Here is a 25,728-nt window from a genome sequence, read left to right as displayed (position 1 = left end):
GACGCCCGGGCCGCGTCCGCACTCCGATATGCGGCGCGGAGGAGTGGCAGGTCCCTGCCGGGCGCCCGTCGGGACGGGTAGAGTGTTCAGATAACGCACATTTCAGAAGGGTTGTCTGCAGATGCTTGATTCCGCGCCGCCTGCCGGTGCGCAAACGATCGATCGTGGTCTGCGGGTGCTGTGGTACCTGGCCGAGCATCCCTGGGGGGTCACCCTCGCGTCGCTGAGCCGGGACCTGGGGATGAACCGCACCGCGCTGCACCGGCTGATGGAGACGTTCCGGGCCCACGACATCGTCCGTCGCGACGAGAACAAGTGCTTCCACCTGTCCTACGGGCTCGTGCAGCTCGCCTCGCACGTCGACAGCGACCTGCACCGGATCGCCTATCCGGTGCTGGCGGAGCTGGCCGACGCGACCGGGGGGACGGCGCACATCATGGTCCCGGTCAGTGACAACGAGGTCCAGGCGATAGCCGTCGTCGAGCCGCGCAACGCCGCCGTCCATCTCTCGTTCCGGACCGGTCATCGCCACCAGATCGACCGGGGCTCGGGCGGCATCGCGATCCTGGCCGGCAGGCCGCCGAGCGAGGACGACTCCGAGGAGGTGCGGGAGGCCAGGCGCCTCGGCTACGCGCTCTCGTTCGAGCAGATCATCCCGGGTGTCGCGGGGGTGTCGGTGCCGGTGCCCACCCCCTCGAAGATGCCGGAGGCGTGCCTCGGCATCTCGCTGGTGGACCGCAACGCGGCGGATCGGGCGGCCCCGCTGGTGGTGAAGGCGGCCGAGGAGCTCAGGTCGCTGTTGCTCGTGCACGGCGGTCAGCGCTGAGGAACACCGGATCCCGGGCCTCGGGCGATACGCCTCGAGACCCGGGATCCGAGCCGGGGTCAGCCCTCGGTCAGGAGTAGACGCGGTCGGTCAGGTCGCGTCGGGAGGCGACCCAGGCGGGGTCGAGCCGGTCGACCATCGACACCGTGCGCGACTCGTCGAAGACCACGACACGGTCGGCGATGCCCCAACGGCCCTCGCAACGTTCGAACCGGTCGACGTAGCGGCAGCGGATGATCGCGAGCTCCTGCTCGGTCGTGCCCGGCGCCGGCTTCTGGCGCAGGAAGCACAGGCAGTACGACTCGACCTCGGCCGTGTCGTCGTCGACGAAGTCGATGAGCACGTTGCTGATGAAGTGCTGGGACGAGTCGATCGTCCGGTGCCGTTGCCGGATGTCCTCGACGAGTCCGGCCGCGTTCCCGGTGTAGCCACCGTGGACATCGATCGCGTCCTCGAAGTAGCACGCCGCGATCGCGTCGTAGTCCAGCCGGTCGACGGCGCGCGCGTACCGGAACAGGACGTCCTGGATCTCGAAACGGTCCTCGATGCGGCTCATGCGTCCGCAGCCTCCTTCTGCTTCTCGGTGATCTCTGCCGCGCGCCGGGCGCTCTCACGTCCGGCCACCCGACCGAGCACCAGCGCATGGGCGACGGAGTTCCCGCCGCCGACGTAGCGCTCGCCAAGGATGCCGCCGGCGGCCTCGCCCGCCGCGAACAGTCCCGGGACGACGCGGCCGTCGGTCCTCACCACCCGGGTGTGGGCGTCGATCTGGAGTCCGGTGTGGGTGCAGACGAGCTCCGCCGGCATCATCCGGACGGCGTAGAACGGGCCGGACCCGATCGGGTCGAGGTGGGGACCGGCGCCCTTTCCGGCCAGGGTCTCGTGCCGGAGGAAGTCGTCGTCGCGCCCGTTGCGGAACATCTCGTTGAACCGCTCGACGCTTGCGGTCAGGTTCTCGGCCGGGACCTCCATCAGGGCGGCCAGCTCCTCGAGGGTCTCGGCCCGCCGGACCACGCCCTTGGCGACCTCCTCGCTGATGCGATCGGCCGTCCAGTCGGCGTACCCCTCCGGGAGGGCCGTCCGCGCGCTCTCGTCGAAGACCGACCAGACCCAGCCGCCGTGGTCCTTCAGGATCCCCGGGCTGACCGCGTACGGCGCGTCCTCGTCCATGCAGCGACGGCCGTCGGTGTTGACGTGGATGCGGGACGGCGGCGGGAAGCCGCTCTGCCAGTGGTGGTAGCGCTGGAACTCGGCGGTGACCAGGAGCAGGCCCCAGCCCTCGCCGAACAGGGACAGGCCGTGGCGCTCGGCGATCCCGATGTGGTCCCCGCGGGATCCGGGCGCGGCGACGACGAACAGGGCCTCTCCGGCGACCGACGTCTCGGGGAAGTACTTCGCCACGAGCTCCGGGTCGGCGGCGAGCCCGCCGGAGGCGATCACGACGCTCGGCGCGGTGATCTCGGTGTCCTCGACGACCACGCCGGCGACCTCACCGTCGCGGATGAGGACGTCGTCCACCCGGCTGCCCAGGGCCAGGTCGACGCCGAGCCGGGCGCGTGCCTTGTCGAGCGCGACCACGAGCCCGTAGCCCTGGTCCTTCGGCACGTGGCCGCGCCACACGTCCTCGACGCCCGCGCGGGACAGCCCCGGCATGTGGGCGCTGTGGGAGATCTGAGCGGGGATCTCGACCCCGAGGTCGGTGACCCAGTCGACGATCGTGCTGGACTCCTCGCAGAACATCCGGACCGGACCGGGCAGGACCCGCCACTGGTTGAGGTCCATGTAGTGCTGGAACATCCGGGCGGGGGAGTCCTCCACCCCGAGCGCGGCCTGGACGCCGGTGCCCGCCGCGGTGAGCAGACCCGCGGAGAGCTGGGTTGATCCGCCGACCTCGGTCTCCGACTCGAGCAGCAGGACCCTGGCCCCGTCCTGGGCGGCCGCGATGGCCGCGGCCAGGCCGGCGCCGCCGGCGCCGACGACGATCAGGTCGTAGTCGTACGGCTCAGACATGCTGTGAGCCACCGTCCACCGGGATGTTGGTCCCGGTGATGTACCGGGCGCTGTCGGAGAGCAGGAAGTAGAGGGCGCTGAAGACCTCGATCGGGGCGCCCAGGCGACGCAGCGGCACGGTGCTGAGCGCGCGGTCGAGCGCGACCGGGTCCTCCTGCACCCAGCGGGTCATCTCGGTGTCGATGAAGCCGGGAGCGATCGAGTTGACCCGGATGTTGTCCGGACCGAGCTCGACGGACATGCAGGTCGTCAGGTGCTTCACCGCGGCCTTGGAAGAGTTGTACGTCGCGCGGGTGACCCGGGCGCGCACCGCCGCGACCGAGCCCATGTTGACGATCACGCCGCCGCCCACGGTGCGGAAGTGACGCGCCGCGGTCTGACCGCCGTAGACCACGCCGTTGAGGTTGACGCCGTAGGTCATCGCGAGCTGATCGGGGGAGATGTCGGTGAACTCAGCCTGCGGGAAGACCCCGGCGTTGTTGACCCACATGTCGAGCCGGCCGAACTCCTCGAGCGCCTTGGCCGCCATCGCGTCGTGAGCCGCGGGGTCGGTCACGTCGGCACCGATCCCGACGACCCGGCCCGCGTCGGGGACACCGGAGAGGTTGGCGTTGATCTTCTCGGCGACCGCCGCCATCGCGTCGCCGTCGAGGTCGCCGCCGACCGCGTTCACGCCGCGGCGGGCGAGCTCCTCGACGAAGAGTGCGCCCATGCCTCGGCCCGCGCCGGTGACGACGACGGTCCGGCCGCTGAGCTCGGGGTTGAGGGCCGGCAGCGGGGAGAAGTCGACGCGGCCGGGGTTCGTGGTGGCACGTTCGTCAGTCATGGGTAGCTCCTTCTTGGGTGGGATCCGGCTGCCCGTCGCGGACAACCAGACGGTGGTGAAGCCGCAGGTGCGGCAGACGCCGGAAGCGGTCGGTGATGGTGGTGATGCGCTCGATGCGCGCCCCGCCGGTGGTGATGTCGTGGGTCGTGACGATGAGGAGGTTGGCCCGCACCAGGACCGCGTCGTCGGTGACCTCGCCGAGCGCCACGTTGGTCACGATGTGGTGCAGATGGGGGCTGCCCCGATGCACCGTGCGAGCGAACTCCTCGAGTGCCGGCGTACCGACGACCGGGTCGGGGTAGGTCGGGGAGTCGAAGACGCCGTCCGGGGTGAACATCGCGGCCCAGTCGGCGGCCTCGCCCCGGTCGATCGCCAGGGACTGCCGCCCGTAGAAGTGCTGGACCTCGAGGAAGACCTCGAGCTCGGGGCTCATCGCTCGTCCTCCAGGTCGGCGAGGATCCGGTGGTAGAGGCCACCGGAGGTCAGTCCGCCGTCGGCGACCAGCTCGGCTCCGTTGATGTAGGAGGAGGCGTCGGAGAGCAGGAAGCACACCACGGCGGCGATCTCGTCCGGCGAGGCGAGCCGCCCCTCCGGCACCGCCCGGAGGCTCGCGTCCACGAAGCTGCTGTCGGGCGCCTGGTGCAGCAGCGGGGTGCCGGTCAGCCCGGGGTGGACCGAGTTGACCCGCACCTTCCGGTCCGCGAACTCCAGAGCGCCGACCTTCGACAGTCCCCGCACACCCCACTTGCTGGTGCCGTAGGTCGCGGAGAAGTAGCCGACCATCCCGGCGATGGAGGAGACGTTGACGACCGAGGCGCCGTTCGCGCTGGTCAGAGCCGGGGCGAGGAACTTCATCCCGTAGAACACGCTGGACAGGTTGACCGCCATCACCTGGTTCCACTGCTCGACGCTGGTCTCGCCGATGCCCAGGCGCAGGCTCACGCCGGCGTTGTTCACCAGGCCGTGCAGCGGACCTGCCTGCTCGACCTCCTGGGCGATCCGGGCCCACGACTCCGCGTCGGCGACGTCGAGGGCGACCGCTCGCGCCGAGCCGCCGGCGGCCGAGATCTCCTGAGCCACGCGCGCGGCGCCGTCCTCGTCGAGGTCGGCGACCCACACGTGCGCGCCGCGCGCGGCCAGGGCGAGGCAGTACGCACTGCCCAGGCCCCCGGCCGCGCCCGTGACGAGGACGGACCTGCCCTCGAAGTCGTCGCCGCTGGTCACAGCTCGAGGTCCTTGCCCCGGGTCTCGGGGAGGAAGAACGTGGCCACGAACGACAGCACCGCGGTGAACAGCAGGAATCCCGCCGGTGCGAGGTTGTTGCCGGTCAGGCTGATCAGGAGGGTGGCGATGAACGGGGCGGTGCCACCCAGCGTCATGTTGGTGAAGTTGTTCGCCAGCGCGATGCCGCTGTACCGGTAGCGAGCGCGGAAGATCTCGGCGTACGTGGAGAACGACACACCGTTGTTGCAGCCGATCACGAAGGCGAGGGTCGCCTGGGCCGCGATCGCGGCCGCCACCGAGCCGTCCCGCATCAGCAGGAAGGCCGGGATCGTCAGCACGACCACCAGGCCGGAGCTGGTGAAGAAGACCGGTCGGCGTCCGAACCTGTCGCCCAGGTGGCCGGCGATCGGCAGGCTGATGACGGCGGCGACCATCGCGATGCACGTCGAGGTGAAGGCGACGTCGGCGGAGTGGCCGCCCTCGGTCTGCAGGTAGCTGGCCGCGTAGACCGAGCAGATGTAGTAGCCGCCGACGATGAGCGCACCGAGCCCGATCACGAGGAGGACCTGGCGCCAGGCGTGCCGGAGGACGTCGGTGATCGGGTACGCCGACTGCTCGATGTCGTCGGACTCCTGGACGGCCTCGAACTGGTCGGTCTCGTGGAGCTGGCTGCGGATGTAGAGGCCGATCAGGCCGATCACCAGGCTGATCAGGAACGGCACCCGCCAGGCCCACTCGCTGATGGTGTCCTCGCTGAAGGCCGTGTTGACGCCCAGGGCGACGAGCGCGGCCAGCAGCGACCCCAGGTAGGTGCCGGTGTTCACGAACGAGGTCTGGAAGGCACGGTGCCTGGCCGGCGCGTTCTCCGCGACGAACGCGTTCGCGCCGCTGAGCTCGCCACCCGCCGCGAAGCCCTGCAGGCAGCGGCACAGGACCAGGACCGCCGTCGCCCAGATGCCCAGCGTGGCGTACGTCGGCAGGATCCCGATCCCGGCGGTGGCGAGCGCCATCAGCAGGATCGTGTAGGTCAGGGAGCGCTTGCGGCCGTACTTGTCACCGATGTGCCCGAAGAAGATCCCGCCGGGCACGCGCAGGAAGAACGCGACCGCGAAGGCGGCGAAGGTGTTCAGCAGCGCGGTGGTCGGGTCGCTCTCGATGAAGAAGTGGCTCGCGATCATCGTGGCCATGTAGCCGTAGATCGCGAAGTCGTAGTACTCGACGACGGTGCCGAGCACGGCGGCACGGATCACCTTGACGGTGGACTGTGCTGGGCGGCTGGTCTCGGTCGGACTGCCTGCGGTGACGGAAGGACTCATTACTGCCTCTCGGACGTTCAAATAACGAACGAAGCGTTCAATTATGAGTCACCATAACCACCAATGTGTGATGGGCGCAACACCGGTCGGCCGATCCGTGCGCTCCTTGAGGTGGCGGGCTCGGCGGCAGTGGTTGCCTGCCGGATGCGTGCTCTAGTGTGCGGCTGGGGGCTGATGCGCTCAGTCGACGACCCCGATCGAGAGGATGATGATGGCCACGCTTCAGGGCTTGGACCGTGGGCTGGCGGCGCTGGCCTACGTCTCTCAGCACCCGGCCGGGGTCACGGTGGCGGACGTCGCTGCCCATCTCGGTGTCGACCGCGCGATCGCCTATCGCATCGTCGCCACGCTGGAGGCCCGTGCCCTGGTTGCCCAGGGGGTCAACAAGCGGCTGCGCCTGGGTGCCGGGGTGATCGCGCTCGCCGGGCGGTTTCAGCCCCAGCTGGTCCGGGCGGCCGAGCCTGCCCTGCAGGACCTCGCCGATGCCGTCGGCGCTCCGGCGTTCCTGACGGTCGCCCACGGCGAGGACGAGTGCGTCCCGGTGCTGGAGGCGGACCCGCAGGTGGGGCAGGGCCCGGTGCGGGTCGGCTACCGGATCGGCCTTCGCTACCCGCTGGACAAGGGGGCGAGCGGGATCGCGATCCTCGCGCTCGCCGAGCCTGACCCGGCGGACTCCTCGGCGGTCCGGGAGGCGCGTGAGCTCGGCTACAGCCACACCGCGGGCGAGCTGCAGCGCGGGGCGGTCGGCATCGCCGTCGGGTTCGAGGCTCCCGGCCCGGTGCGGGCGTCGGTCGGCATCGTCACCATGGACGAGCTCGACCCGGCCGAGGTCGGTCCGCTCGTGGGGGCTACCGCCCGGCAGCTGGCGCAGCTCAGCTCGCACTGAGCCGGCTCTCTTGACGTGTCGTGCGGCGTCGTCCTACGTTTGCGCTTAGAGCGCACATAAATGTGCGTTCAACGCACAAGGAGAGACCCCATGCCGTACTACCACTCCGCTGGTGCCGTTCCCCCCAAGCGGCACACGCAGCACCGCGACGAAGCCGGGAACCTCTACTTCGAGGAGCTCATGGGGGAGGAGGGCTTCTCCTCCGACTCCTCGCTCCTCTACCACCGGAACATCCCCTCGGCCGTGCGCGAGTACCGCACCTGGGAGCTGAGCGACCAGTCCCTCGTGCCGAACCACCCGCTCATCCCGCGGCACCTCTCGACCCACAAGATCTTCGCGGAGGGTGCGACCGGCATCGACGCGGTGACCGGCCGTCGCCTGCTGCTCGGCAACGACGACGTACGGCTGTCCTACGTCGTGGCCGACGCGGTGAGCCCCTACTACCGCAACGCGCTCGGCGACGAGTGCCTCTACGTCGAGGACGGCGCGGGACGGGTCGAGACCGTCTTCGGTGACCTCGAGGTGGCGGACGGCGACTACGTGATCGTCCCGCGGGCGACGACGTACCGGATCGTTCCCGACGGTGTCCTGCGCATCTACGCGATCGAGGCCAGCTCCCACATCGGGCCGGCCCGCAACTACCTCTCGAAGCACGGTCAGCTGCTCGAGCACGCCCCCTACTGCGAGCGCGACCTCCGGCTGCCCGAGGGACCGAAGCTGGTCGAGGGCGAGGACGTCGAGGTCTACATCAAGCACCGTGGTCCGGACGGGATCGCGGGCAGCGTCCACGTGCTGCCCCACCACCCCTTCGACGTCGTCGGCTGGGACGGGTGCCTCTACCCGTACGCGTTCAACATCCGGGACTTCGAGCCGATCACCGGCCGGATCCACCAGCCGCCCCCCGTGCACCAGGTGTTCGAGGGCAACAACTTCGTCATCTGCAACTTCGTGCCGCGCAAGGTCGACTACCACCCGCTCGCGATCCCGGTGCCCTACTACCACTCCAACGTCGACTCCGACGAGGTGATGTTCTACTGCGGCGGCGACTACGAGGCACGCAAGGGATCCGGCATCGGCCAGGGCTCGATCTCGCTGCACCCGGGTGGCCACCCGCACGGCCCGCAGCCGGGGGCGTACGAGCGCAGCATCGGTGCGGAGTTCTTCGACGAGCTCGCCGTCATGGTCGACACCTTCCGGCCGCTGCTGCTCGGCGAGGCGGGCCGCTCGACCGACGACGGCACCTACGCCTACTCCTGGGTGCGCAACCGATGAGGCTCCTGACCGAGCTGCTCGACGACGCTGCCGTCTTCCCGCCGGGGAACGCGTCGATCGAGGAGGCCGTCGCCGGACACGTACGTCACCTGCGGTCGGTCCACGCCGGCCTGATCGGGCCGCTCGTCCTGGCCGCCAAGGACCTGGGCGCGCTCGAACGCGTCCTGGGAGATAGGCCCGAGAACTCCCTGGACCTCACCCTGACGGTTCCGCTGCCGGGACTCGCTCCGGCGATCGCCGCGGCACGAGCGGTCCGGTCCGTCCGGCTCGTCGGGCTCGAGGTCGCGCTTCCGGACGGGACCACCGCCGCGGAGGCTCTGTCCACGCTCGACGCCGCCGGGCTCGACGCCGGCCTGACCATCTATGTCGAGGTGCCCCGGGACGGTCGCCGCGGCGACGTCCTCGCAGCACTGGCGGGCACCCGCTACCGGGCCAAGTTCCGCACCGGCGGCGTCCGCGCGGACCTCTACCCCGACGAGGCGGAGCTGGCGGCGGCGGTCAGGTCCGCGGTCGCCCTCGGGGTGCCCTTCAAGGCCACCGCCGGCCTGCACCACGCGGTGCGCAACACGGACCCCGCGACGGGGTTCGAGCAGCACGGCTTCCTCAACGTCCTGGTGGCGACCGGGTCTGCGCGCGACGGCGCCGATGACACCAAGGTCGCCACACTGCTCGCCGAGCGGGACGGAGCCCGTCTCGCCGAGCAGGTCCGGGCGCTCGACCCCGCGGTGCGGGAGGCGTTCTGCTCCTTCGGCACCTGCTCCGTGGACGAGCCCATCACCGAGCTGGTCGACCTCGGCCTGCTCGACCCCCGCTACAAGAAGGATCTCGCGTGACCAGAATCAGCATCCCCGACGGCTCGCTCTTCGGCCTGGCCAACCTGCCCTACGGGGTCTACTCCGTCTCCGGCCAGGAGCCGCGGGTCGGGGTCCGGCTGGGCGAGCACGTGGTCGACCTGGCCCTCCTGCTCGGCGACGACGTCTTCGCCACCGGCAGCCTCAACCCGTTCATGGCGCAGGGCCATGAGCGGTGGGTCGAGGTGCGCGCGTCGATCACCGAGCGGATCCAGGGTGAGGTGCCCGACGAGGCCGTGCACGATCTGCGGGACGTCACGCTCCACCTCCCGTTCGAGGTCGCCGACTACGTCGACTTCTATGCCTCCGAGCACCACGCCGCCAACCTCGGCCGGCTGTTCCGTCCTCAGGTCGCCGAGCCGCTGCTGCCGAACTGGAAGCATCTGCCCGTCGGCTACCACGGCAGATCCTCCTCGATCGTCGTCTCCGGCACCGAGATCGTCCGCCCGTCCGGCCAGCGCAAGGACGCCGCCGACGAGCTGCCGGTCTTCGGTCCGTCCACCCGTCTCGACATCGAGGCCGAGCTGGGATTCGTCGTCGGCACCGGGAGCGCGATGGGGACCAGCGTCCCCGCCGACGACGCCGAGCGGCACATCTTCGGCGTGGTGCTGTTCAACGACTGGTCCGCGCGCGACATCCAGGCCTGGGAGTACGTCCCGCTCGGCCCGAACCTCGGCAAGTCGTTCGCCTCGACCATCTCGCCCTGGGTCGTCCCGCTGCTCGCGCTCGACGCCGCACGGGTCCCGACTCCCACCCAGGAGCCCGCGGTCCTGCCCTACCTGCAGATGCAGCGTCCGTGGGGTCTGGACATCGAGCTCGAGGTGGTCTGGAACGGGCAGGTCGTGTCCCGGCCGCCGTACGCGGCCATGTACTGGTCACCCGCGCAGATGCTCGCACACCAGACCGTCAACGGTGCCCCCAGCCGTACCGGTGACCTGTTCGCCTCCGGAACCATCTCCGGCCCGGACAAGGACGCGCGCGGCGCGTTCATCGAGCTGACCTGGGGTGGAGCCGAGCCGATCGAGGTCAACGGCGCCCCGCGCACCTTCGTGGAGGACGGCGACGAGATCGCGCTTCTCGCCACCGCCCCCGGTGCCGACGGGACCCGGATCGGGTTCGGCGAGGCCCGCGGCCGCATCGTCGGACGCGTCGACTGATCGATCCCGCCGCCCTGATCAGGCAGACGTACGCCGCACCAGCTCGGGCGCGAAGACCACGCGCCGCGGGATGGTGGTGGTGCCGTCGAGCTGGGCGAGGAGGAGCCGGGCGGCCTCCTCGGCCATGTCGCCGATCGGGTTCTTGACCGTGGTGAGCGGGGGAGCGGTGCGCTCGGCGATGCCGAGGTCGTCGTAGCCGACGACCGCGACGTCGTCGGGGACACGGCGGCCGGCCCGGCCGAGGGTGCGGAGGGCGCCCGCGGCCATCAGGTCGGAGGCGACCATGAGGCCGTCGATGTCGGGATGTCTGCCCAGCAGGATCTCGCAGGCGGCCTCGCCGCCGTCCTCGGTGAAGTCGCCCTCGACGACCGCGTCGGCGGCGAGACCGGCAGCGTCCAGGGCGGCCCGCCAGCCGGCCACCCGGTCGGCGCCAGCGCTCATGTCGGCGGGGCCGGTGATGGTGCCGATCCGGCGGCAGCCACGGTCGATGAGCACCTGGGTGACCTCGCGGGCGCCGGCGAAGTTGTCGGTGTCGGCGTAGGAGACCCGGTGGGCACCGGTCCACGGGCGGCCGACGAAGGCCGCCGGCAGACCGAGGTCGGCGACATGGTCGGCGAGCAGGTCGCTGCGGTGCGAGGAGACGACGATGGCGCCGTCGATGTGGCCCCCGCGCAGGTAGCGCAGCATCCGCTCCTCCTCCTCGCCCGGACGCGCGATCAGGAGGACCACCTGCAGGTCGCGGGCCGAGAGGGCCCGGGTGACGATGCGCAGCGTACGCGCGAAGAACGGGTCGGCGAAGACCCGCTCGTCGGCCTCGGGGATGACCATGGCGACCGAGTCGGTGCGCCGGGTCACCAGCGACCGCGCCGCCGGGTTGGGGGTGTAGCCGAGGGTGCGGACCGCCTCGGCGACGGCCTCGGCGGCCTTCGCCGAGACGCGCGAGCCACCGTTGATCGCGCGCGACGCGGTCGCCCGGCTGACACCAGCCAGCCGGGCGACCTCGTCGAGCGTAGGCATGTTCACGACAGTGCCTATTCCTTCCGGGCCGGCACCCGGTTGTGGGCGGCGACATCGGCGAACCAGAGGCCGCTGTCCTTCGGCGTACGCACCTGGGTCTCGAAGTCCACGTGCACGATCCCGAACCGGTGCGCGTAGCCGTAGCTCCACTCGAAGTTGTCGAGCAGGGACCAGGCGAAGTAGCCCTGTACGTCCGCACCCTGCTCGATCGCGTCGAGGGTCGCGCGCAGGTGCTGGTCGATGTAGTCGAGCCGGGCGGTGTCGTGCACTGCTCCGTCCTCGACCACGTCGTCATAGTAGGCGCCGTTCTCGGTGATGTAGATCGGCGGGGCACCGTACTCGTCGCTGAGCCGGGTCAGCAGCCGAGTGAGCCAGACCGGGTCGATCTCCCAGTCGCGGGCGGTCGTGGGGCGACCCGTCCGCGGGGTGACGAACTCGGCGCCGGGGTAGGGGTTCCCCCGCGGCAGGTCGGAGTGCACGAGCCGGCTGCCCAGCACCTGGTCGGGGTCGATCTCGAACGGCTCCGCCGCGATGGCGTTGCCGAAGTAGAAGTTGATCCCGAGCACGTCCAGCGGGGCGGAGATGACCTCCAGGTCGCCCTCGAGCACCCAGTCCTGCCACGGCCGGCCCTGGAAGGTGAGCCCCTCGGTGTCGGCGGCCAGGTCGTCGGCGTACTTGCCGCGGAACAGCGGCTCGAAGAACACCCGGTTGTGCAGGCCGTCGATCCGCCGGGTCATGTCGACGTCCTCGGGACGGTCGGCGTCGTAGGGGTCGACGACCGTCGGGTTGAGGGTGATGCCGAGATACTTGCCGTTCTCCGGCGTCGCGCCGCGGTCGCGCAGCTCGTTGACCACGAGGCCGTGCCCGAGCATCAGGTGGTGGGCCGCGACGATCCCGGCCACACCCTCCTGACGACCCGGCGCGTGCTGACCACCGGAGTAGCCGAGGAACGCCGAGCACCACGGCTCGTTCAGCGTCGTCCAGTGGTCGACACGGTCGGAGAGCGCGTCGTAGACGGTCGTGGCGTACTCCACGAACCGGTAGGCGGTGTCCCGGCTGGTCCAGCCGCCCTGGTCCTCCAGCGCCTGCGGCAGGTCCCAGTGGTAGAGCGTGACCCATGGCGCGATCTCGGCCTCCAGCAGCTCGTCGACGAGACGGCTGTAGAAGTCGAGCCCCGCCTGGTTGACCTTCCCGCCGTCGGGGCGGATCCGCGGCCACGCCGTCGAGAACCGGTACGAGGCCAGGTTGAGGCGCTTCATCAGCGCGACGTCCTCGGGCACCCGGTGGTAGTGGTCGCAGGCCACCTCGCCGGTGTCGCCGTTGAGGATCGCCCCCGGCACCTTGGAGAAGGTGTCCCAGTTGCTGGGCGTACGTCCGTCCTCGTCGATGGCTCCCTCGATCTGGTAGGACGCGGTGGCCGCGCCCCAGAGGAAGTTGTCGGGGAAGGTGCGGCCCGGGTAGGTCGGGGTGGTCATCCTTTGACGGCTCCTTGCATGATGCCGGACACCAGGTGGCGTCCGGTGGCGATGAACAACAGCAGCAACGGGATCGTCGCCATGATGGTCCCGGCCTGGAGCAGAGCGAGGTCGCTCAGCCCCTGCCCGGGTGCGATCTTGAGCTTGTCGAGCGCGGTCTGGAGGGTCTGGACGTCGGAGTTCTGCAGCACCAGCAGGGGCCACATGAAGTCCGTCCAGACGCTCATGAACGTGAACAGCGCCAAGATCGCCATCGCCGGACGTGCTGCCGGGACGGCAACGGTCCAGACGATGCGAATCTGAGAGCAGCCGTCGACGCGGGCCGCGTCGATCAGCTCGTCGGGGATCGCGTCGACGAGGTACTGACGCATGAAGAACACCCCGAAGGCGGTCACCAGCCACGGCAGGGTGACCGCGGTCAGGGTGCCGTCGAGGCCGAGGTTGCTGAACTGCTTCAGCATCGGCACCAGTGCGAGCTGGGTCGGGACCGCCAGTGTCATGACGATGAACGCCATCAGCACGTTGGACCCCCTGAAGCGGAGCTTCGCGAACGCGTAGCCCGCCAGCGTCGAGAACGCCACCACCGAGAGTGCGCCGATGCTCGAGACGACGACCGAGTTGAGCAGCGCCGACCAGAAGTCGATCTGGTCGAAGACCCGCTTGGCGTTGTCGATGAAGTGACCGCCGGGCACCAGCGGGGGAGGCGACTGGAGGGTCCGCTCCCTGGTGACCGTGCCCATGACGTACGACCAGTAGAGGGGGAAGACGGAGCCGAGGACGAACGCGGCGAGCAGCGCGTAGACCAGGAAGCCCGGCTTGTTGATGCTGTGCATCTTGGAGCTCATCGGGCCACCTCCGTAGCGCGAGCGCCAGAATACGGACGCGGCCCGATGAAAGTTTCGATGTTCGCTCGCTGACGCTCGCTCATCGGGCACCTCTGTTCTGGATCGCGCGGGTGATCACGAAGTTGAGCAGGGCGATCCCGACGATGAGCAGGAACAGCAGCCAGGCCGCGGCGGCCGCCCGGGGGTAGGGGTCGGTCGCGCTGTTGGCGGTGTTGAAGACGTACATCGTCAGGGTCTGGAACTGGTAGTTCGCTCCGCCCTGGTGCTGCAGGTTGGTGTCGAAGAGCCGCGGCTCGGTGAAGATCTGCAGACCGCCCATCGTCGAGGTGACGATCACGAAGATCATCGTGGGGCGGATCGAAGGCAGCGTGATGTTCCAGAACTGGCGTGTGCTGCCGGCCCCGTCGAGGGAGGCGGACTCGTAGAGGTCGCGGGGGACCGCCTGCATCGCCGCCAGGATGATCAGCGTGTTGTAGCCGGTCCAGCGCCAGTTGACCATCGTCGCGATCGCCGTCCAGCTGGCGAAGCGGTCGGTGTGCCAGCCGATCGGGTCGATCCCGATCACGCCGAGCATCTGGTTGGCGAGCCCGGACTTGTCGGCGAAGATCGCGCTCCAGATGAGCGCGGCCGCGGCGGGGGCGACGACGTACGGCAGGAGGACCGACATCCGCCACCAGGAGCGTCCGCGCAGGTTGGTGTCGAGGAGCGCCGCGATGAGCGTCGCGACGATCACCTGCGGCACCGAGGAGAGCAGGAAGATCCCGATCGTGTTGACCAGGGCCTTGTGGAAGACCGGGTCGGTGATGACGTGGACATAGTTCGCCCAGCCGACCGGGTCACCGACAGCGCCGCCGAAGCGCGGCCAGGAGAAGAAGGACAGGTAGCCCGTGTAGAGCAGCGGGTAGAGGCCGATCACCGCGAAGACGATGAAGAACGGCGCGACGAAGAGGTACGGCGCGTACTTCACGTCCCAGCGGCTGAGCCGCTGCCGCAGGGCCGAGGGGCCCTGCGGCGAGCGGCTCGCCTGGGGGGATGTCTTGAGCATCGTCAGATCAGAGCTTGTCCACGGCCCCGACGAAGGTCGTCCAGGACGTCTCGGGGTCCTCACCCTCGTCGACACGCTGGATCGCGGTCTGGAAGAGGCCGAGCACGTCGGAGTACTTGTCGCCCTTGAACGGGACGCCCGGCGTGACCGCAGCGGCACGGTTGGTCAGGATCTCGGTGGTCTTGGCGTTGCCGAAGTAGGGGTCCTCGGCGTTCTCGGCCTGGAGGGTCTTCTGCGCCTCGAGGTTGCCCGGGAAGTTGCCGGCAGCCTTGGACGCGGAGACCTGCGACTCGGCGTTGGTCAGGTAGTCGGCGACCTCCTGGGCCTCCTCGGTGTGCGCACCGCTGGCCGGGACCGCGAGGAACGAGCCGCCCCAGTTGCCGCCGCCGCCCGGGAAGGCGTCAGCGATCCGCCAGCCCGTCACGTCCGGCGCCGAGGACTTGATGTTGGCGAACATCCAGCCCGGGCACGGCATCGTCGCGAAGCCGTCGTTGGTGAAGTTCGCCTGCCAGTCCTCGCCCCACTGGACGACCTTGGTGGACAGGGTCGGGGAGTACTTCGTGACCGTGTCGTAGACCGCCTTCAGCTCGTCGTTCTCGACGTTGACCTTCTGGTCCTCGGTCTGGAACGGGAACTCGACCTGGTTGAGCATGGCCTGCGCGACCGAGCCGGAGGCGTCGTACCACTTCGTCTCGGGGAGCTTCTTGGTGAACTGCTCGCCGGTCTTGTAGTAGGTGTCCCAGTCCTTGAAGAGGGCTGCGGCGCCTTCGGGGTCGCTCGGGAGGCCGGCCTTCTCGAAGAGGTCGGCGCGGTAGCAGATCGCCTCGGGGCCGATGTCGGTCGGATAGCCGATCTGCTTGCCGTCGGTGGTCTGACCGGCCTTGTAGGCGTACTCGACCCAGCGGCCGTCGAGCTCGGGGTCGGAGATGTCGGCGAACTGCTCGTTCGCGCCCTCGGCGACCAGCGCCGCCATGGCGTCACCCTCGACCGCGATCACGTCGGGGAGCTCGGTGCCGGCCTGGAGAGCCTTGGTCATGGACTCCTTCCAGGTGTCCCACTCGGCGATCTTGGTCTGCTTGATCTTGAAGGGACGCTCGGGGTCGGCGTTCCACTTCTTGATCTGGTCGTCGTAGCCGAACTCGCTGAACGTGGTGATGGTGAGCGTGTCGTCCTTACCGAGAGAGGACTGCTCGTCGCCGTCACCGCCGCCGCAGGCCGTCAGGCCGGCGACGAGAGAGGCGACGGCACATGCGGCCAGGGCGGTCCTGGGCCGGCGGAGCCAGGGCTTGGAGTTGTTGGACACGGGAGTGCTCCTGCACGTCTGTGTGGGGAGTGAGAGCGCTTCCACTCTCGGGATTAGGGAGAGTGTGATTGCCCTCACAAGACTCTGTCAAGAGGAGCGGTGGTAACGATTTAGTTGGTGTGGGAGCGCTTCCACTTCTAGCGGCTCGAAATCACCGTCAGCAGACGTGCGGTCTCCGCAGCCATGGCGTCCCGCCCGGCGCCGAGATAGCGGCGCTGGTCGACCAGGGCCGGGTCGGCGCCGAGGGCCTCGCGGACCGCGGCGGTGAAGGCCTTGTTGAGCTGGGTGGCGACGTTGATCTTCGTCATCCCGGCGGCGATGGCGGCTCGGAGCCCGTCGTCGCTCACTCCGGAGGAGCCGTGCAGGACCAGCGGGACGCCGACGGCACGGCGGATCTTCGCGATCAGCGCCTCGTCCAGGGCCGCGTCGCGGGTGGTCATCTTGTGGCTCGAGCCGACCGCGACGGCGAGGGCGTCGACACCGGTGCCGGCGACGAACGCGGCCGCCTCGCCCGGGTCGGTGCGTACGCCGGGCGCGTGGACGCCAGCTTTCCCGCCGACCTCGCCGAGCTCCGCCTCGATGTGGGCGCCGCGGTCGTGGCAGCGACGGGCGACGGCGGCGGTGCGGGTGAGGTTGTCCTCGTAGGGGAGCTGGGAGGCGTCGTACATGACCGACGAGAAGCCGAGATCGACCGCGATCCCGACCAGGCGCTCGTCGGTCGCATGGTCGAGGTGAAGCGAGATCGGCATCGTCGAGCCGGACGCGACCGCGATCGCGGCCTGGGCCAGCGGGGCCAGGCCGCCGTGGTAGCGCACCGCGTTCTCGCTGATCTGCACGATGACCGGCCGGTTCGCGCTCTCGGCGCCGGTGGCGATCGCCTCGACGGTCTCCAGGTTGATCGCGTTGAAGGCGGCGACGCCGCGGCCCTCCGCGTAGGCCGCGCTGATCAGCGAGGCGGTGGTCGTGAGGGTCACTCAGCTCTCCTTGACGACAGGGACGAGAGGTCGGACGGCGGCCGCTGCCGTGGTCATCGGTCCGGGAGCTCGACGGCTCGGGTCAGGTGGCGTGGCCGGTCGGGGTCGAGGCCGCGGCCGAGCGCCAGGCCGACGGCCACCCGCTGGGCGAGGACGAGCTGTGCCAGCGGGTCGAGGTCGCTGGTGACGAACCCGGCGCCGGTCGCGACGACCTGCTCCCGCAGGCCCTCGGGTGCCTCGCCGAAGGACCAGACGTCCCGGCCGGGCTCGGCGATCGAGATCGGTCCGTGACGGTAGTCCATCGCGGGGTACGCCTCGGCCCAGAACTGGGCCGCCTCGCGGGTCTTCAGCGCCGCCTCCTGGGCCAGCCCGATCGTCCAGCCCTGCCCGACGAAGCTGATCTGCTCGGCGCTCAGATGTGGGGCGACGTCCTCGCTCAGGGCGTGCTCCGCGTCGGTCGCCAGCGCCTCGACGTCGTGACCGAGATGGGCCCGCAGCAGCGCCAGCGTCGTGGTCGCGAACCTGGTCTGCACGACCGACTCCTCGTCGGCGAAGGGCAGCCCGACGACCTCGTCGGCGACGTCCTTGACCTGCTCCTGCGGGACCCCGGTGATCGCGACGGTCGGGGCCTCCACCGAGGCGAGCAGCCGCAGCACCTCGGTCGTCGTCCCCGACCTGGTGATCGCCACGACCCGGTCGTAGCGACGCCGCGGCGGGAGCTCCGAGGCCGTGAACGCATCGGTCTCGCCCTGCCCCGCGGCCTCGCGCAGGCCGGCGTAGGCCATCGCCATGAACCACGACGTCCCGCACCCGACCACCGCCACCCGCTCGCCGGCGCGCGGCAACAGACCGGCCACCTCCGGCAGCAAGGCCGCCGCCGCTCGCCACGTCGACGGCTGGGTCGCGATCTCGGCCTCCACATGCGTACGCCTCATGGGGGAAGTGTCGCAGGCAGATGACAACGAAACGGCCGCCGGCCCACAGGGTCGGCGGCCGTCACGAAGGTCGGTCAGGACTTGTTGGCCTTGCGCGCCCGGCTCGCGATCTTGGCGCGGTCGTTCTGGTCGAGGACGACCTTGCGGATGCGGACCATGTCGGGGGTGACCTCGACGCACTCGTCCTCGCGGCAGAACTCCAGGCACTGCTCGAGCGAGAGCTTCTTCGGCGGGATGAGCTTCTCGAAGTTGTCGGAGGTGGCGGAGCGGACGTTGGTCTGCTGCTTCTCCTTGGTGATGTTGACGTCCATGTCGTCGGCGCGAGAGTTCTCGCCGACGATCATGCCCTCGTAGACCTCGGTCGCCGGCTCGACGAACATGACGCCGCGCTCCTGCAGCGAGGTCATCGCGTACGCCGTGGCCGCACCGGCCCGGTCGGCGACGAGCGAGCCGTTGTTGCGCGAGCGGATCTCGCCGGCCCAGCGGTCATAGCCCTCGGAGATGTGGTGGGCGATGCCGGTGCCACGGGTCTCGGTGAGGAACTCGGTGCGGAAGCCGATCAGGCCACGCGCCGGCACGATGAACTCCATGCGCACCCAGCCGGTGCCGTGGTTGGTCATGCCCTCCATGCGGCCCTTGCGGTTCGCGAGCAGCTCGGTGATGGAGCCGAGGTACTCCTCCGGCGCGTCGATGGTCAGACGCTCGAACGGCTCGTGGATCTTGCCGTCGATCTCCTTGGTGACCACCTGCGGCTTGCCGACGGTCAGCTCGTAGCCCTCGCGGCGCATCTGCTCGACCAGGATCGCCAGCGCCAGCTCGCCACGGCCCTGGACCTCCCAGGCGTCGGGGCGCTCGGTGTTGAGGATCTTCAGCGACACGTTGCCGATGAGCTCGGAGTCGAGGCGGTCCTTGACCAGACGCGCGGTCACCTTCGAGCCCTTGACCTTGCCGACCAGCGGCGAGGTGTTGGTGCCGATGGTCATCGAGATGGCCGGCTCGTCGACATGGATGAGCGGCAGCGCGACCGGGTTCTCCGGGTCGGCGAGGGTCTCGCCGATGGTGATGTCCGGGATGCCGGCGATGGCGACGATGTCGCCGGGGCCGGCGATCTCGCCCGGCTTGCGCTCGAGCCCCTCGGTGATGAGCAGCTCGGTGATGCGTACGTTCTTGACCTCGCCGTCACGCCGCATCCAGGCGACGTTCTGGCCCTTCTTCAGGGTGCCCTGGTGGATGCGGACCAGCGCGAGGCGGCCGAGGAACGGGCTCGCGTCGAGGTTGGTGACGTGGGCCTGGAGCGGCGCGCCCTCGACGTAGGTCGGAGCCGGGATGGTCTCCATGATCGTCTGGAACAGCGGCTCGAGGTCCTTGGAGTCGGGCAGGGTGCCGTTCTCCGGCTGCTCGAGCGACGCCACGCCGGCCTTGCCCGAGGCGTAGATCACCGGGAAGTCGAGCGCGTCCTGGCTGTGGGAGTCGTCGAGCAGGTCCATGAAGAGCTCGTACGTCTCGTCGACGACCTCCTCGATGCGGGCGTCGGGGCGGTCGACCTTGTTGACCACCAGCACGACCGGCATGTCGGCGTTGAGCGCCTTGCGCAGCACGAACCGGGTCTGGGGGAGCGGGCCCTCGGAGGCGTCGACCAGCAGCACGATCCCGTCGACCATCGACAGGCCGCGCTCGACCTCGCCACCGAAGTCGGCGTGGCCGGGGGTGTCGATGATGTTGATCGTCATCCCCTCGGGCGCGCTCGGCCCGGTGTAGTGGATGGCGGTGTTCTTCGCGAGGATGGTGATGCCCTTCTCGCGCTCGAGCTCACCGGAGTCCATGACCCGGTCGGCGACCGATTCGGCCTCGTGCTCGGTGAAGGTGCCTGCCTGACGCAGCATGGCGTCGACCAGCGTGGTCTTGCCGTGGTCGACGTGCGCAACGATGGCGACGTTGCGGAGATTGGCCTTGAGGGTCTCGGACATGTGCGAAGCGGCTCGATTTCTGGCGCGGGACGGGACGACTGATCTTATCCGCCGTGACCTCCTTGACCCGCATCCGGAGATGACGGTTGGCTGAGGTCCATGACTTCTCGGAAACACGTGTGCCAGATCGTGCCCCCGTATCTCATGCAGCGGATCGATGCCGGCCGCGTCGACCGGGACAACGCGTTTCGAGCCGCTCGGTCCGAGCACCTGACCAGGGTTCTCGCCCTGCGTGCAGCCCCCGAAGCCGGCGAGACCACGGCCGAGACCACCGCCGAGGCCGGGGACTGGACGGTCCACACCGCGAACAACGGCACCGACCTGCCCGGGGAGAAGGTCCGCGCCGCGGGCGAGCCCGAGTCGGGCGACGAGAGCGTCGACGAGGCCGCGACGGGCATCACCGGCTCGCTGGCCCTCTTCGAGGAGGTCTACGGCCGCGACTCCTACGACGGTCAGGGCGCGGAGGTCGTGATGACCGTTCACTACGACCGGGACTACGCCAACGCCTTCTGGGACGGCACCCAGCTGGTCTTCGGCGACGGCGACGGCGAGATCTTCCAGCGGTTCACCAAGGCCGTCGACGTGATCGGCCACGAGCTCTCCCACGCGGTCACCGAGCACACCGCCGGGCTCGTCTACCAGGGCCAGCCCGGCGCGCTCAACGAGTCGATGTCGGACGTGTTCGGCTCCTGCCTCAAGCAGCGTCTGCTCGGCCAGATCGCCGAGGAGGCCGACTGGATCATCGGCGAGGGCCTCTTCACCGAGTCGGTCCAGGGCGTCGGGCTGCGACACATGCTCGAGCCGGGGACCGCCTACGACGACCCGACCCTCGGCAAGGACCCGCAGCCGGCCCACATGGACGACCTCTACGACGGCACCGACGACAACGGCGGCGTCCACATCAACTCCGGCATTCCCAACCGTGCCTTCGCCCTCGCCGCCACGGCGATCGGCGGCAGCTCGTGGGACGGCGCCGGCAAGATCTGGTACGCGGCGCTGACCAACGGCGCCGTCTCCACCGACACCGACTTCGCCGGGTTCGCCGCGGCCACGGTCGCCGAGGCCGGCGACCACGCCGAGGCGGTCACCACCGCCTGGTCCGAGGTCGGGGTCACCCCGGCGTCCGGGACGCCCGCGCCCGACGGCGAGGCGCCGACCCTGGTGAAGGTACGCCGCAGCGGCGGTTTCCTGGGACGTACCAAGGAGGGGTCGGCCGAGCTCGCCCCCTCGGCGGCCCAGGTGGCCACCGTGCGCGACCTGGTCGCCGGCGGCGCCGCTCCGTCGAAGCCGAAGGGGGCCGACCGATACATCTACGAGTTCGAGGTCGACGGCCGCACCGTCGTCGTCCACGAGGGCGACCTGACCCCCGAGCTGCACGCGCTCGCCCAGGAGCTCCTCGAGAAGTAGCCGGCGCCGCTGCCGCTGGGGGCTACTCCGGGAGGGCGCGGTCCAGCGCGGCCTCGACGTGCACGGTGATGGCGTCGAGGATGGGTACGTCGACGTCGCTGGGCCGCACCAGGAGGCTGAGCTCGGAGGCACCGAGGATCACGCCGTCGGAGCCGGCGTCCCACAGCTCGTGGACGACCTCGAGGACACGCTTGCGTGAGCCGGGCACGACGATCCGGTGGATGAGCTCCTCGTAGATGATCGAGTCGAGCATCTCCACGTGGAGGGGGTCGGGCAGGTTCACGTCGACGCCGTGGTCGGAGATCCGCTGGGCGAAGAAGTCGTTCTCCACGGTGTAGCGGGAGGCGAGGAACCCGGCCTTGGTGATGCCGAGCTCCTTGGCCTTCGCGGCCAGCTCGTCGGCCAGGTGCAGCACGGGCACGTCGACGGCGGCCGCTACCTCGTCGTAGACCTTGTGGAAGGTGGTGGTGCACAGCAGGATGAAGTCGGCGCCGCCTGCCACCACGCTGCGGGCCGCGGCGACCAGGATCTCGGCGACCTGGTCCCAGGACTCCTTCTCCTGGAGTGCCGTCAGCTCGGCCAGGTCGACGGAGGCCAGCACGATCTTGGCGGAGTGGAGTCCGCCGAGCCGCTCCTGGACACCCTTGTTGAGTCCCTCGTAGTAAGCGGCGGTGCTTTCCCAGCTCATGCCGCCGATGAGTCCGATCGTCTGCACGACATCGAGTGTGGCACCGTCGGCTGCCGGGTGCTGAATCCTCGGCTGATCAGCCCTCTCGGTGCACCTTGTGCGGGGCTGCCTGGGCGCGCGGCTTGATGACCAGCTCGTCGATGTTGACGTGAGCCGGACGCGTCGCCATCCACACGATGGCGTCGGCGATGTCCTCGGCCACCAGCGGGTCCGCGACGCCCTGGTAGACCGCGTCGGCCGCCGCCTGGTCGCCCCCGAGGCGTACGAGCGAGAACTCCTCGGTCTGGACCATGCCCGGGGCGATCTCCATGATCCGCACCGGCTTGTCGACGATCTCCAGGCGCAGCGCCTCGGTGACCGCCCGGGTGCCGAACTTGGCCGCGTTGTAGCCCGCGCCGCCCTCGTAGGCGCGCCGGCCGGCGATCGAGCCGACATTGATGACCGCGCCCGCTCCCGAGGCGACCAGCGCCGGGAGCAGCGCCTTGGTCACGCGGGTCAGGCCGATCACGTTGACCTCGAACATCGCCTGCCACTTGGTCAGGTCGGCCTCGGCCACCTTGTCCACGCCGAAGGCGCCGCCGGCGTTGTTGACCAGCAGGTCGAGACGGCCGCCGACCGCCTCGACGAGCGCGGCCACGGAGTCGTCGGAGGTGACGTCGGTCGCGATCGCGGTGCCACCGATCTCGGCGGCCAAGGCCTCGATCCGGTCGGCTCGGCGAGCGGCGAGGAAGACGTGGTAGCCCTCCTTGGCGAGCTGGCGGGCGGTGGCGGCGCCGATCCCGCTCGAGGCGCCGGTGACGACAGCATTCTTGGACGACATGCGGCCATTCTCTCGTCAGTCGCTCGACTATGCCCACCGGGTCCCACGATCGAAGACGATTCACGCGGGTTCGCGCGGCCGGGAATGATGAACGGGTTCCGGGTGTTGAGAGACGGGACCACAGGCATAGACACAAAGGGGCAGGAATGATCCACCGCGTAGCGATGGTCAGTCTGCACACCTCTCCGCTCGACCAGCCCGGCACCGGCGACGCCGGCGGGATGAACGTGTACGTGCTCGAGCTCTCCCGGCGGCTGGCCACCCAGGGCATCGCGGTCGACATCTTCACGCGCGCGACCTCCTCGCGCCTGCCGCAGGTCGTGGAGGCGTACGACGGGGTGGCGGTGCACCACGTCCACGCCGGTCCGTTCGAGGGACTGGCCAAGGGCGACCTTCCCGGGCAGCTGTGCACGTTCGCGCGTGAGGTGCTCCGCGCGGAGGCGTCCAACCCGCCGGGCTACTTCGACGCCGTGCACTCCCACTACTGGCTCTCGGGCCAGGTCGGGGCGCTCTCCCGCGACCGCTGGGGAGTGCCGCTGGTCCACTCGATGCACACCATGGCCAAGGTCAAGAACGAGGCGCTCGCCGAGGGCGACAGCCCCGAACCGGAGGCCCGGGTGATCGGGGAGGAGCAGGTGGTCGAGGCGGCCGACATGCTGATCGCCAACACCGACCTCGAGGCCAAGCAGCTGATCAACATGTACGACGCGGAGCCGGGCCGCGTCGCCGTCGTGCATCCCGGGGTCGACCTGCGGGTCTTCCGTCCGCGCGGTCGGGCCGAGGCGCGGGCCGCGCTCGGGCTCCCGGCCCGGGCTCACGTGCTCCTCTTCGCCGGTCGCATCCAGCCGCTCAAGGCTCCCGACGTACTCCTGCGGGCGGCCGCGGTGATGCTCGCCCGCGACCCGTCCCTGCGCCGCAACCTGGTCGTCCCGATCGTCGGCGGGCCCTCCGGCTCCGGTCTGGAGCACCCGACCGGGCTGGCCGATCTGGCGGCCGAGCTGGGGATATCCGACGTGGTCCGGTTCGTCCCGCCGGTGCGCCAGGACGAGCTCGCGCTCTGGTACTCCGCCGCCTCCGTCGTCGCCGTCCCCTCCTACAACGAGTCGTTCGGGCTGGTCGCCGTCGAGGCCCAGGCCTGCGGCACCCCTGTCGTCGCGGCCGCGGTCGGTGGTCTCACCACCGCGGTGCACCACGGCCGCAGCGGCCTCCTGGTCGACGGGCACGACCCCGCCCAGTGGGCCGACGCCCTCACCAACGCCATCGCCTCCCACTCGCGCTGGTCGGCGCTGGCCGAAGGCGCCCGCAGACACGCCCAGGACTTCTCCTGGGATCTCACCGCACGCAATACGCTCGAGGTCTATGCAGACGCCAAGATGTCGATGCGTGAGGAGCTGACGGCATGACTGCGGAATCGCGGGCAGACCTGGAAGAGGTCGTACGCGGCTGGCTGAAGTCCAACGACCTGACCTGGGACGAGACGTCGCAGCCGGGTGACGAGGTGGTCTTCTCGTTCTCGCTCCCGGGCGAGCGCAAGCTGCAGACGCCGGTCCGGCTCGACCTGGGACAGCACGCCCTCGGCGTGCACGCCTTCGTGTGCCGCCGTCCCGACGAGAACTTCGAGGCCGTCTACCGCTGGCTGCTCGAGCGCAACCTGCGGCTCTACGGGGTCGCGTTCGGGCTCGACCGGCTCGGCGACATCTATCTCGACGGCCGGCTGCCGCTGGCGATGGTCACGGCGGACGAGCTCGATCGCCTGCTCGGCTCGGTCCTGACCTACGCGGACGAGTCCTTCAACACCATCCTCGAGCTGGGCTTCGCCTCCTCGATCCGCAAGGAGTGGGAGTGGCGCAAGCTGCGCGGGGAGCCCACCGCCAACCTCGAGGCGTTCCGGGGCTGGCTCGAGAAGGAGTGATCAGCGCGGTCGGCGGCGGGTGATCAGCACACCCGCGATGCACATCGCGCCACCGACGAACGCGAGCGCCGGCGGCACCTCGTCGAGCACCAGCCACGCCATCAGCGCGGTGATGAACGGCACCAGGAACGTCGACTGCGCGAACTTGCCGGCATCGGAGTGGGAGAGGGCGTACGCCCAGGTCACGAAGGCCAGCGCGCTCGGGAAGAGGCCGAGGTAGACGATCCAGCCGACGTTGGCGACGCTGATGTCGGGGATCGTGGTGGCCAGCTCGTACGACCAGGGCAGGCAGATGACGAGGCCGGCGATGGCGTACCAGAACGTCAGCAGCAGCGCGCTCATCGTCGGCAGCAGCTTCTTCTGGGTGAGGACGCCGACCGCGAAGGTGAGCGCGGCGACGACCGAGAGGGCGACGCCGATCCAGTCGCCGGTGTCACCGTTGGCCGAGGCGCGCCCGATGACGACGACACCCGCGAAGCCGACGCCGGTGCCGATCAGGATCCACCGGTGGATCGTCTCCTTGAGCACGAGGCCCGCGAGGAGCGCCACCACGATCGGGCCGACCTGCACGATCAGCGCCGCGGTCGCCGCGTCGATCCGGCGCTCGGACTCGTTGAGCGCCAGGTTGTACACGCCCAGCCATGACGCCCCGCCCAGAGCGATCAGCGGCCACTCCTTCCGCGTCGGCAGCCGGAACCCGCCCTTCAGCGCGAGGTAGGCGCCGAGCGCCGCGACCATCACCACCAGCCGCCCCAGCGACAGGCTCCCCGGCGGGACGGTGTCGCCCAGATGACGGATCCCCACGAACGCCGACGCCCAGAGCACCAGCGTGACCCCACAGGCCACGAGTGGCTTCCAGAGCGGTGTCGTGGTTGCGGGCGCGGGGTCGATCGTCGTCGTCACGGTAAAAGGCTAGAGACCCGTACGCCTTCGGGCGAGCGGATAACCGTCATCGATGTTCGACATCCCGCC

At 69.9% G+C, this 25,728-nt stretch carries 25 protein-coding genes; 8 read left to right on the top strand and 17 right to left on the bottom strand.

The genetic code is table 11. The annotated features are described in order from the left end of the window. The first annotated feature begins 121 nt into the window (after positions 1 to 121). Entirely contained in the window at positions 122 to 826 is a 705-nt protein-coding gene (locus tag ACZ6WN_RS09010; protein ID WP_045548462.1) for an IclR family transcriptional regulator, read from the top strand. A 70-nt stretch (positions 827 to 896) separates the two neighbouring features. On the opposite strand, the gene ACZ6WN_RS09005 is transcribed toward ACZ6WN_RS09010, so the two are convergent. The 6 genes from ACZ6WN_RS09005 to ACZ6WN_RS08980 are packed head-to-tail and all read right to left on the bottom strand — an operon-like array spanning position 897 to position 6,202. Beyond that, complete coding sequence (locus ACZ6WN_RS09005) at positions 897 to 1,382, bottom strand: nuclear transport factor 2 family protein (protein WP_465864184.1); 486 nt, start codon at positions 1,380 to 1,382, stop codon at positions 897 to 899. After that, positions 1,379 to 2,836, bottom strand: coding sequence for an FAD-dependent oxidoreductase (locus tag ACZ6WN_RS09000; RefSeq protein WP_465864183.1), 1,458 nt, complete (start codon positions 2,834 to 2,836; stop codon positions 1,379 to 1,381). The genes ACZ6WN_RS09005 and ACZ6WN_RS09000 overlap by 4 nt, the downstream gene beginning before the upstream one ends. Continuing rightward, positions 2,829 to 3,662, bottom strand: coding sequence for an SDR family NAD(P)-dependent oxidoreductase (locus tag ACZ6WN_RS08995; protein WP_465864181.1), 834 nt, complete (start codon positions 3,660 to 3,662; stop codon positions 2,829 to 2,831). The genes ACZ6WN_RS09000 and ACZ6WN_RS08995 overlap by 8 nt, the downstream gene beginning before the upstream one ends. Next, a complete protein-coding gene (locus ACZ6WN_RS08990) occupies positions 3,655 to 4,095 on the bottom strand; it encodes a nuclear transport factor 2 family protein (protein WP_465864180.1) in 441 nt (146 codons plus the stop codon). Before ACZ6WN_RS08990 ends, ACZ6WN_RS08995 begins: the two co-directional genes overlap by 8 nt. After that, entirely contained in the window at positions 4,092 to 4,886 is a 795-nt protein-coding gene (locus ACZ6WN_RS08985) for an SDR family NAD(P)-dependent oxidoreductase (RefSeq protein WP_465864179.1), read from the bottom strand. The genes ACZ6WN_RS08990 and ACZ6WN_RS08985 overlap by 4 nt, the downstream gene beginning before the upstream one ends. Then, complete coding sequence (locus ACZ6WN_RS08980; protein WP_465864178.1) at positions 4,883 to 6,202, bottom strand: MFS transporter; 1,320 nt, start codon at positions 6,200 to 6,202, stop codon at positions 4,883 to 4,885. The genes ACZ6WN_RS08985 and ACZ6WN_RS08980 overlap by 4 nt, the downstream gene beginning before the upstream one ends. A gap of 211 nt (positions 6,203 to 6,413) precedes the next feature. Between ACZ6WN_RS08980 and ACZ6WN_RS08975 the strand changes: the two genes are divergently transcribed. The 4 genes from ACZ6WN_RS08975 (at position 6,414) to fahA (ending at position 10,368) form a co-directional block, all read left to right on the top strand. After that, complete coding sequence (locus ACZ6WN_RS08975) at positions 6,414 to 7,088, top strand: IclR family transcriptional regulator (protein ID WP_465864176.1); 675 nt, start codon at positions 6,414 to 6,416, stop codon at positions 7,086 to 7,088. A gap of 90 nt (positions 7,089 to 7,178) precedes the next feature. Then, a complete protein-coding gene (locus tag ACZ6WN_RS08970) occupies positions 7,179 to 8,360 on the top strand; it encodes a homogentisate 1,2-dioxygenase domain-containing protein (protein ID WP_465864175.1) in 1,182 nt (393 codons plus the stop codon). Then, positions 8,357 to 9,193 (top strand): hypothetical protein, encoded by an 837-nt coding sequence (locus ACZ6WN_RS08965; protein WP_465864173.1) that lies wholly within the window; start codon positions 8,357 to 8,359, stop codon positions 9,191 to 9,193. Before ACZ6WN_RS08970 ends, ACZ6WN_RS08965 begins: the two co-directional genes overlap by 4 nt. After that, entirely contained in the window at positions 9,190 to 10,368 is a 1,179-nt protein-coding gene (gene fahA / locus ACZ6WN_RS08960; protein WP_465864172.1) for a fumarylacetoacetase, read from the top strand. Before ACZ6WN_RS08965 ends, fahA begins: the two co-directional genes overlap by 4 nt. A gap of 18 nt (positions 10,369 to 10,386) precedes the next feature. Here the strand turns inward: fahA and ACZ6WN_RS08955 are convergent, their stop codons facing one another. The 8 genes from ACZ6WN_RS08955 to typA form a co-directional block, all read right to left on the bottom strand. Next, positions 10,387 to 11,385 (bottom strand): LacI family DNA-binding transcriptional regulator, encoded by a 999-nt coding sequence (locus ACZ6WN_RS08955; RefSeq protein ID WP_465864170.1) that lies wholly within the window; start codon positions 11,383 to 11,385, stop codon positions 10,387 to 10,389. 14 nt (positions 11,386 to 11,399) lie between these two features. Then, a complete protein-coding gene (locus tag ACZ6WN_RS08950) occupies positions 11,400 to 12,860 on the bottom strand; it encodes a glycoside hydrolase family 1 protein (RefSeq protein ID WP_465864169.1) in 1,461 nt (486 codons plus the stop codon). Then, complete coding sequence (locus ACZ6WN_RS08945; protein WP_465864168.1) at positions 12,857 to 13,705, bottom strand: carbohydrate ABC transporter permease; 849 nt, start codon at positions 13,703 to 13,705, stop codon at positions 12,857 to 12,859. Before ACZ6WN_RS08945 ends, ACZ6WN_RS08950 begins: the two co-directional genes overlap by 4 nt. A gap of 79 nt (positions 13,706 to 13,784) precedes the next feature. Continuing rightward, positions 13,785 to 14,750, bottom strand: a complete 966-nt coding sequence (locus ACZ6WN_RS08940) for a carbohydrate ABC transporter permease (RefSeq protein ID WP_465864166.1) — start codon at positions 14,748 to 14,750, stop codon at positions 13,785 to 13,787. A 7-nt stretch (positions 14,751 to 14,757) separates the two neighbouring features. Next, on the bottom strand, positions 14,758 to 16,053 hold the full coding sequence (locus ACZ6WN_RS08935) for an ABC transporter substrate-binding protein (RefSeq protein WP_465864164.1): 1,296 nt from the start codon (positions 16,051 to 16,053) through the stop codon (positions 14,758 to 14,760). A gap of 137 nt (positions 16,054 to 16,190) precedes the next feature. Continuing rightward, on the bottom strand, positions 16,191 to 17,027 hold the full coding sequence (locus tag ACZ6WN_RS08930) for a class II fructose-bisphosphate aldolase (RefSeq protein WP_465864162.1): 837 nt from the start codon (positions 17,025 to 17,027) through the stop codon (positions 16,191 to 16,193). A 53-nt stretch (positions 17,028 to 17,080) separates the two neighbouring features. Continuing rightward, complete coding sequence (locus tag ACZ6WN_RS08925; RefSeq protein ID WP_465864160.1) at positions 17,081 to 17,962, bottom strand: SIS domain-containing protein; 882 nt, start codon at positions 17,960 to 17,962, stop codon at positions 17,081 to 17,083. A gap of 74 nt (positions 17,963 to 18,036) precedes the next feature. Beyond that, positions 18,037 to 19,929 carry a translational GTPase TypA gene (typA, locus tag ACZ6WN_RS08920; protein ID WP_465864159.1) on the bottom strand — a complete coding sequence of 631 codons (1,893 nt, stop codon included), beginning with the start codon at positions 19,927 to 19,929 and terminating at the stop codon, positions 18,037 to 18,039. Between the two features lie 99 nt (positions 19,930 to 20,028). On the opposite strand from typA, the gene ACZ6WN_RS08915 reads away from it, so the two are divergent. After that, a complete protein-coding gene (locus ACZ6WN_RS08915) occupies positions 20,029 to 21,336 on the top strand; it encodes a M4 family metallopeptidase (RefSeq protein WP_465864157.1) in 1,308 nt (435 codons plus the stop codon). 22 nt (positions 21,337 to 21,358) lie between these two features. Here ACZ6WN_RS08915 and ACZ6WN_RS08910 read toward each other — a convergent pair whose 3' ends face one another. Both ACZ6WN_RS08910 and ACZ6WN_RS08905 read right to left on the bottom strand, forming a co-directional pair. Beyond that, the gene (locus ACZ6WN_RS08910; RefSeq protein WP_465864155.1) at positions 21,359 to 22,051 is read right to left on the bottom strand and encodes an aspartate/glutamate racemase family protein; all 693 of its coding nucleotides are present in this window, start codon (positions 22,049 to 22,051) and stop codon (positions 21,359 to 21,361) included. A gap of 49 nt (positions 22,052 to 22,100) precedes the next feature. Then, positions 22,101 to 22,844 (bottom strand): SDR family NAD(P)-dependent oxidoreductase, encoded by a 744-nt coding sequence (locus ACZ6WN_RS08905; protein WP_465864154.1) that lies wholly within the window; start codon positions 22,842 to 22,844, stop codon positions 22,101 to 22,103. Between the two features lie 146 nt (positions 22,845 to 22,990). Between ACZ6WN_RS08905 and mshA the strand changes: the two genes are divergently transcribed. Then, a complete protein-coding gene (gene mshA / locus ACZ6WN_RS08900; protein WP_465864152.1) occupies positions 22,991 to 24,247 on the top strand; it encodes a D-inositol-3-phosphate glycosyltransferase in 1,257 nt (418 codons plus the stop codon). Continuing rightward, positions 24,244 to 24,756 carry a type III secretion system chaperone family protein gene (locus tag ACZ6WN_RS08895; RefSeq protein ID WP_465864151.1) on the top strand — a complete coding sequence of 171 codons (513 nt, stop codon included), beginning with the start codon at positions 24,244 to 24,246 and terminating at the stop codon, positions 24,754 to 24,756. Before mshA ends, ACZ6WN_RS08895 begins: the two co-directional genes overlap by 4 nt. On the opposite strand, the gene ACZ6WN_RS08890 is transcribed toward ACZ6WN_RS08895, so the two are convergent. Further along, positions 24,757 to 25,659: a DMT family transporter gene (locus tag ACZ6WN_RS08890; RefSeq protein ID WP_465864150.1), complete on the bottom strand. Its 903-nt coding sequence runs from the start codon at positions 25,657 to 25,659 to the stop codon at positions 24,757 to 24,759. Positions 25,660 to 25,728 lie beyond the last annotated feature (69 nt).

It is taken from the genome of Nocardioides sp. NPDC054178, from assembly GCF_055585005.1.
This window is presented reverse-complemented; position numbering and strand designations above follow the sequence as displayed.

Excerpts from the sequence above, each read along its gene's own strand:
- ACZ6WN_RS08990 (WP_465864180.1), bottom strand. The coding sequence starts at position 4,095 with ATGAGCCCCGAGCTCGAGGTCTTCCTCGAGGTCCAGCACTTCTACGGG.
- ACZ6WN_RS08995 (WP_465864181.1), bottom strand. The coding sequence starts at position 3,662 with ATGACTGACGAACGTGCCACCACGAACCCCGGCCGCGTCGACTTCTCC.
- ACZ6WN_RS08975 (WP_465864176.1), top strand. The coding sequence starts at position 6,414 with ATGGCCACGCTTCAGGGCTTGGACCGTGGGCTGGCGGCGCTGGCCTAC.
- ACZ6WN_RS08955 (WP_465864170.1), bottom strand. The coding sequence starts at position 11,385 with ATGCCTACGCTCGACGAGGTCGCCCGGCTGGCTGGTGTCAGCCGGGCG.
- ACZ6WN_RS09000 (WP_465864183.1), bottom strand. The coding sequence starts at position 2,836 with ATGTCTGAGCCGTACGACTACGACCTGATCGTCGTCGGCGCCGGCGGC.
- ACZ6WN_RS08965 (WP_465864173.1), top strand. The coding sequence starts at position 8,357 with ATGAGGCTCCTGACCGAGCTGCTCGACGACGCTGCCGTCTTCCCGCCG.
- ACZ6WN_RS08940 (WP_465864166.1), bottom strand. The coding sequence starts at position 14,750 with ATGCTCAAGACATCCCCCCAGGCGAGCCGCTCGCCGCAGGGCCCCTCG.
- ACZ6WN_RS08980 (WP_465864178.1), bottom strand. The coding sequence starts at position 6,202 with ATGAGTCCTTCCGTCACCGCAGGCAGTCCGACCGAGACCAGCCGCCCA.
- ACZ6WN_RS08970 (WP_465864175.1), top strand. The coding sequence starts at position 7,179 with ATGCCGTACTACCACTCCGCTGGTGCCGTTCCCCCCAAGCGGCACACG.
- ACZ6WN_RS08945 (WP_465864168.1), bottom strand. The coding sequence starts at position 13,705 with ATGAGCTCCAAGATGCACAGCATCAACAAGCCGGGCTTCCTGGTCTAC.
- ACZ6WN_RS09005 (WP_465864184.1), bottom strand. The coding sequence starts at position 1,382 with ATGAGCCGCATCGAGGACCGTTTCGAGATCCAGGACGTCCTGTTCCGG.
- ACZ6WN_RS08925 (WP_465864160.1), bottom strand. The coding sequence starts at position 17,962 with ATGAGGCGTACGCATGTGGAGGCCGAGATCGCGACCCAGCCGTCGACG.
- ACZ6WN_RS08905 (WP_465864154.1), bottom strand. The coding sequence starts at position 22,844 with ATGTCGTCCAAGAATGCTGTCGTCACCGGCGCCTCGAGCGGGATCGGC.
- ACZ6WN_RS08950 (WP_465864169.1), bottom strand. The coding sequence starts at position 12,860 with ATGACCACCCCGACCTACCCGGGCCGCACCTTCCCCGACAACTTCCTC.
- ACZ6WN_RS08895 (WP_465864151.1), top strand. The coding sequence starts at position 24,244 with ATGACTGCGGAATCGCGGGCAGACCTGGAAGAGGTCGTACGCGGCTGG.
- ACZ6WN_RS08915 (WP_465864157.1), top strand. The coding sequence starts at position 20,029 with ATGACTTCTCGGAAACACGTGTGCCAGATCGTGCCCCCGTATCTCATG.
- ACZ6WN_RS09010 (WP_045548462.1), top strand. The coding sequence starts at position 122 with ATGCTTGATTCCGCGCCGCCTGCCGGTGCGCAAACGATCGATCGTGGT.
- typA (WP_465864159.1), bottom strand. The coding sequence starts at position 19,929 with ATGTCCGAGACCCTCAAGGCCAATCTCCGCAACGTCGCCATCGTTGCG.
- mshA (WP_465864152.1), top strand. The coding sequence starts at position 22,991 with ATGATCCACCGCGTAGCGATGGTCAGTCTGCACACCTCTCCGCTCGAC.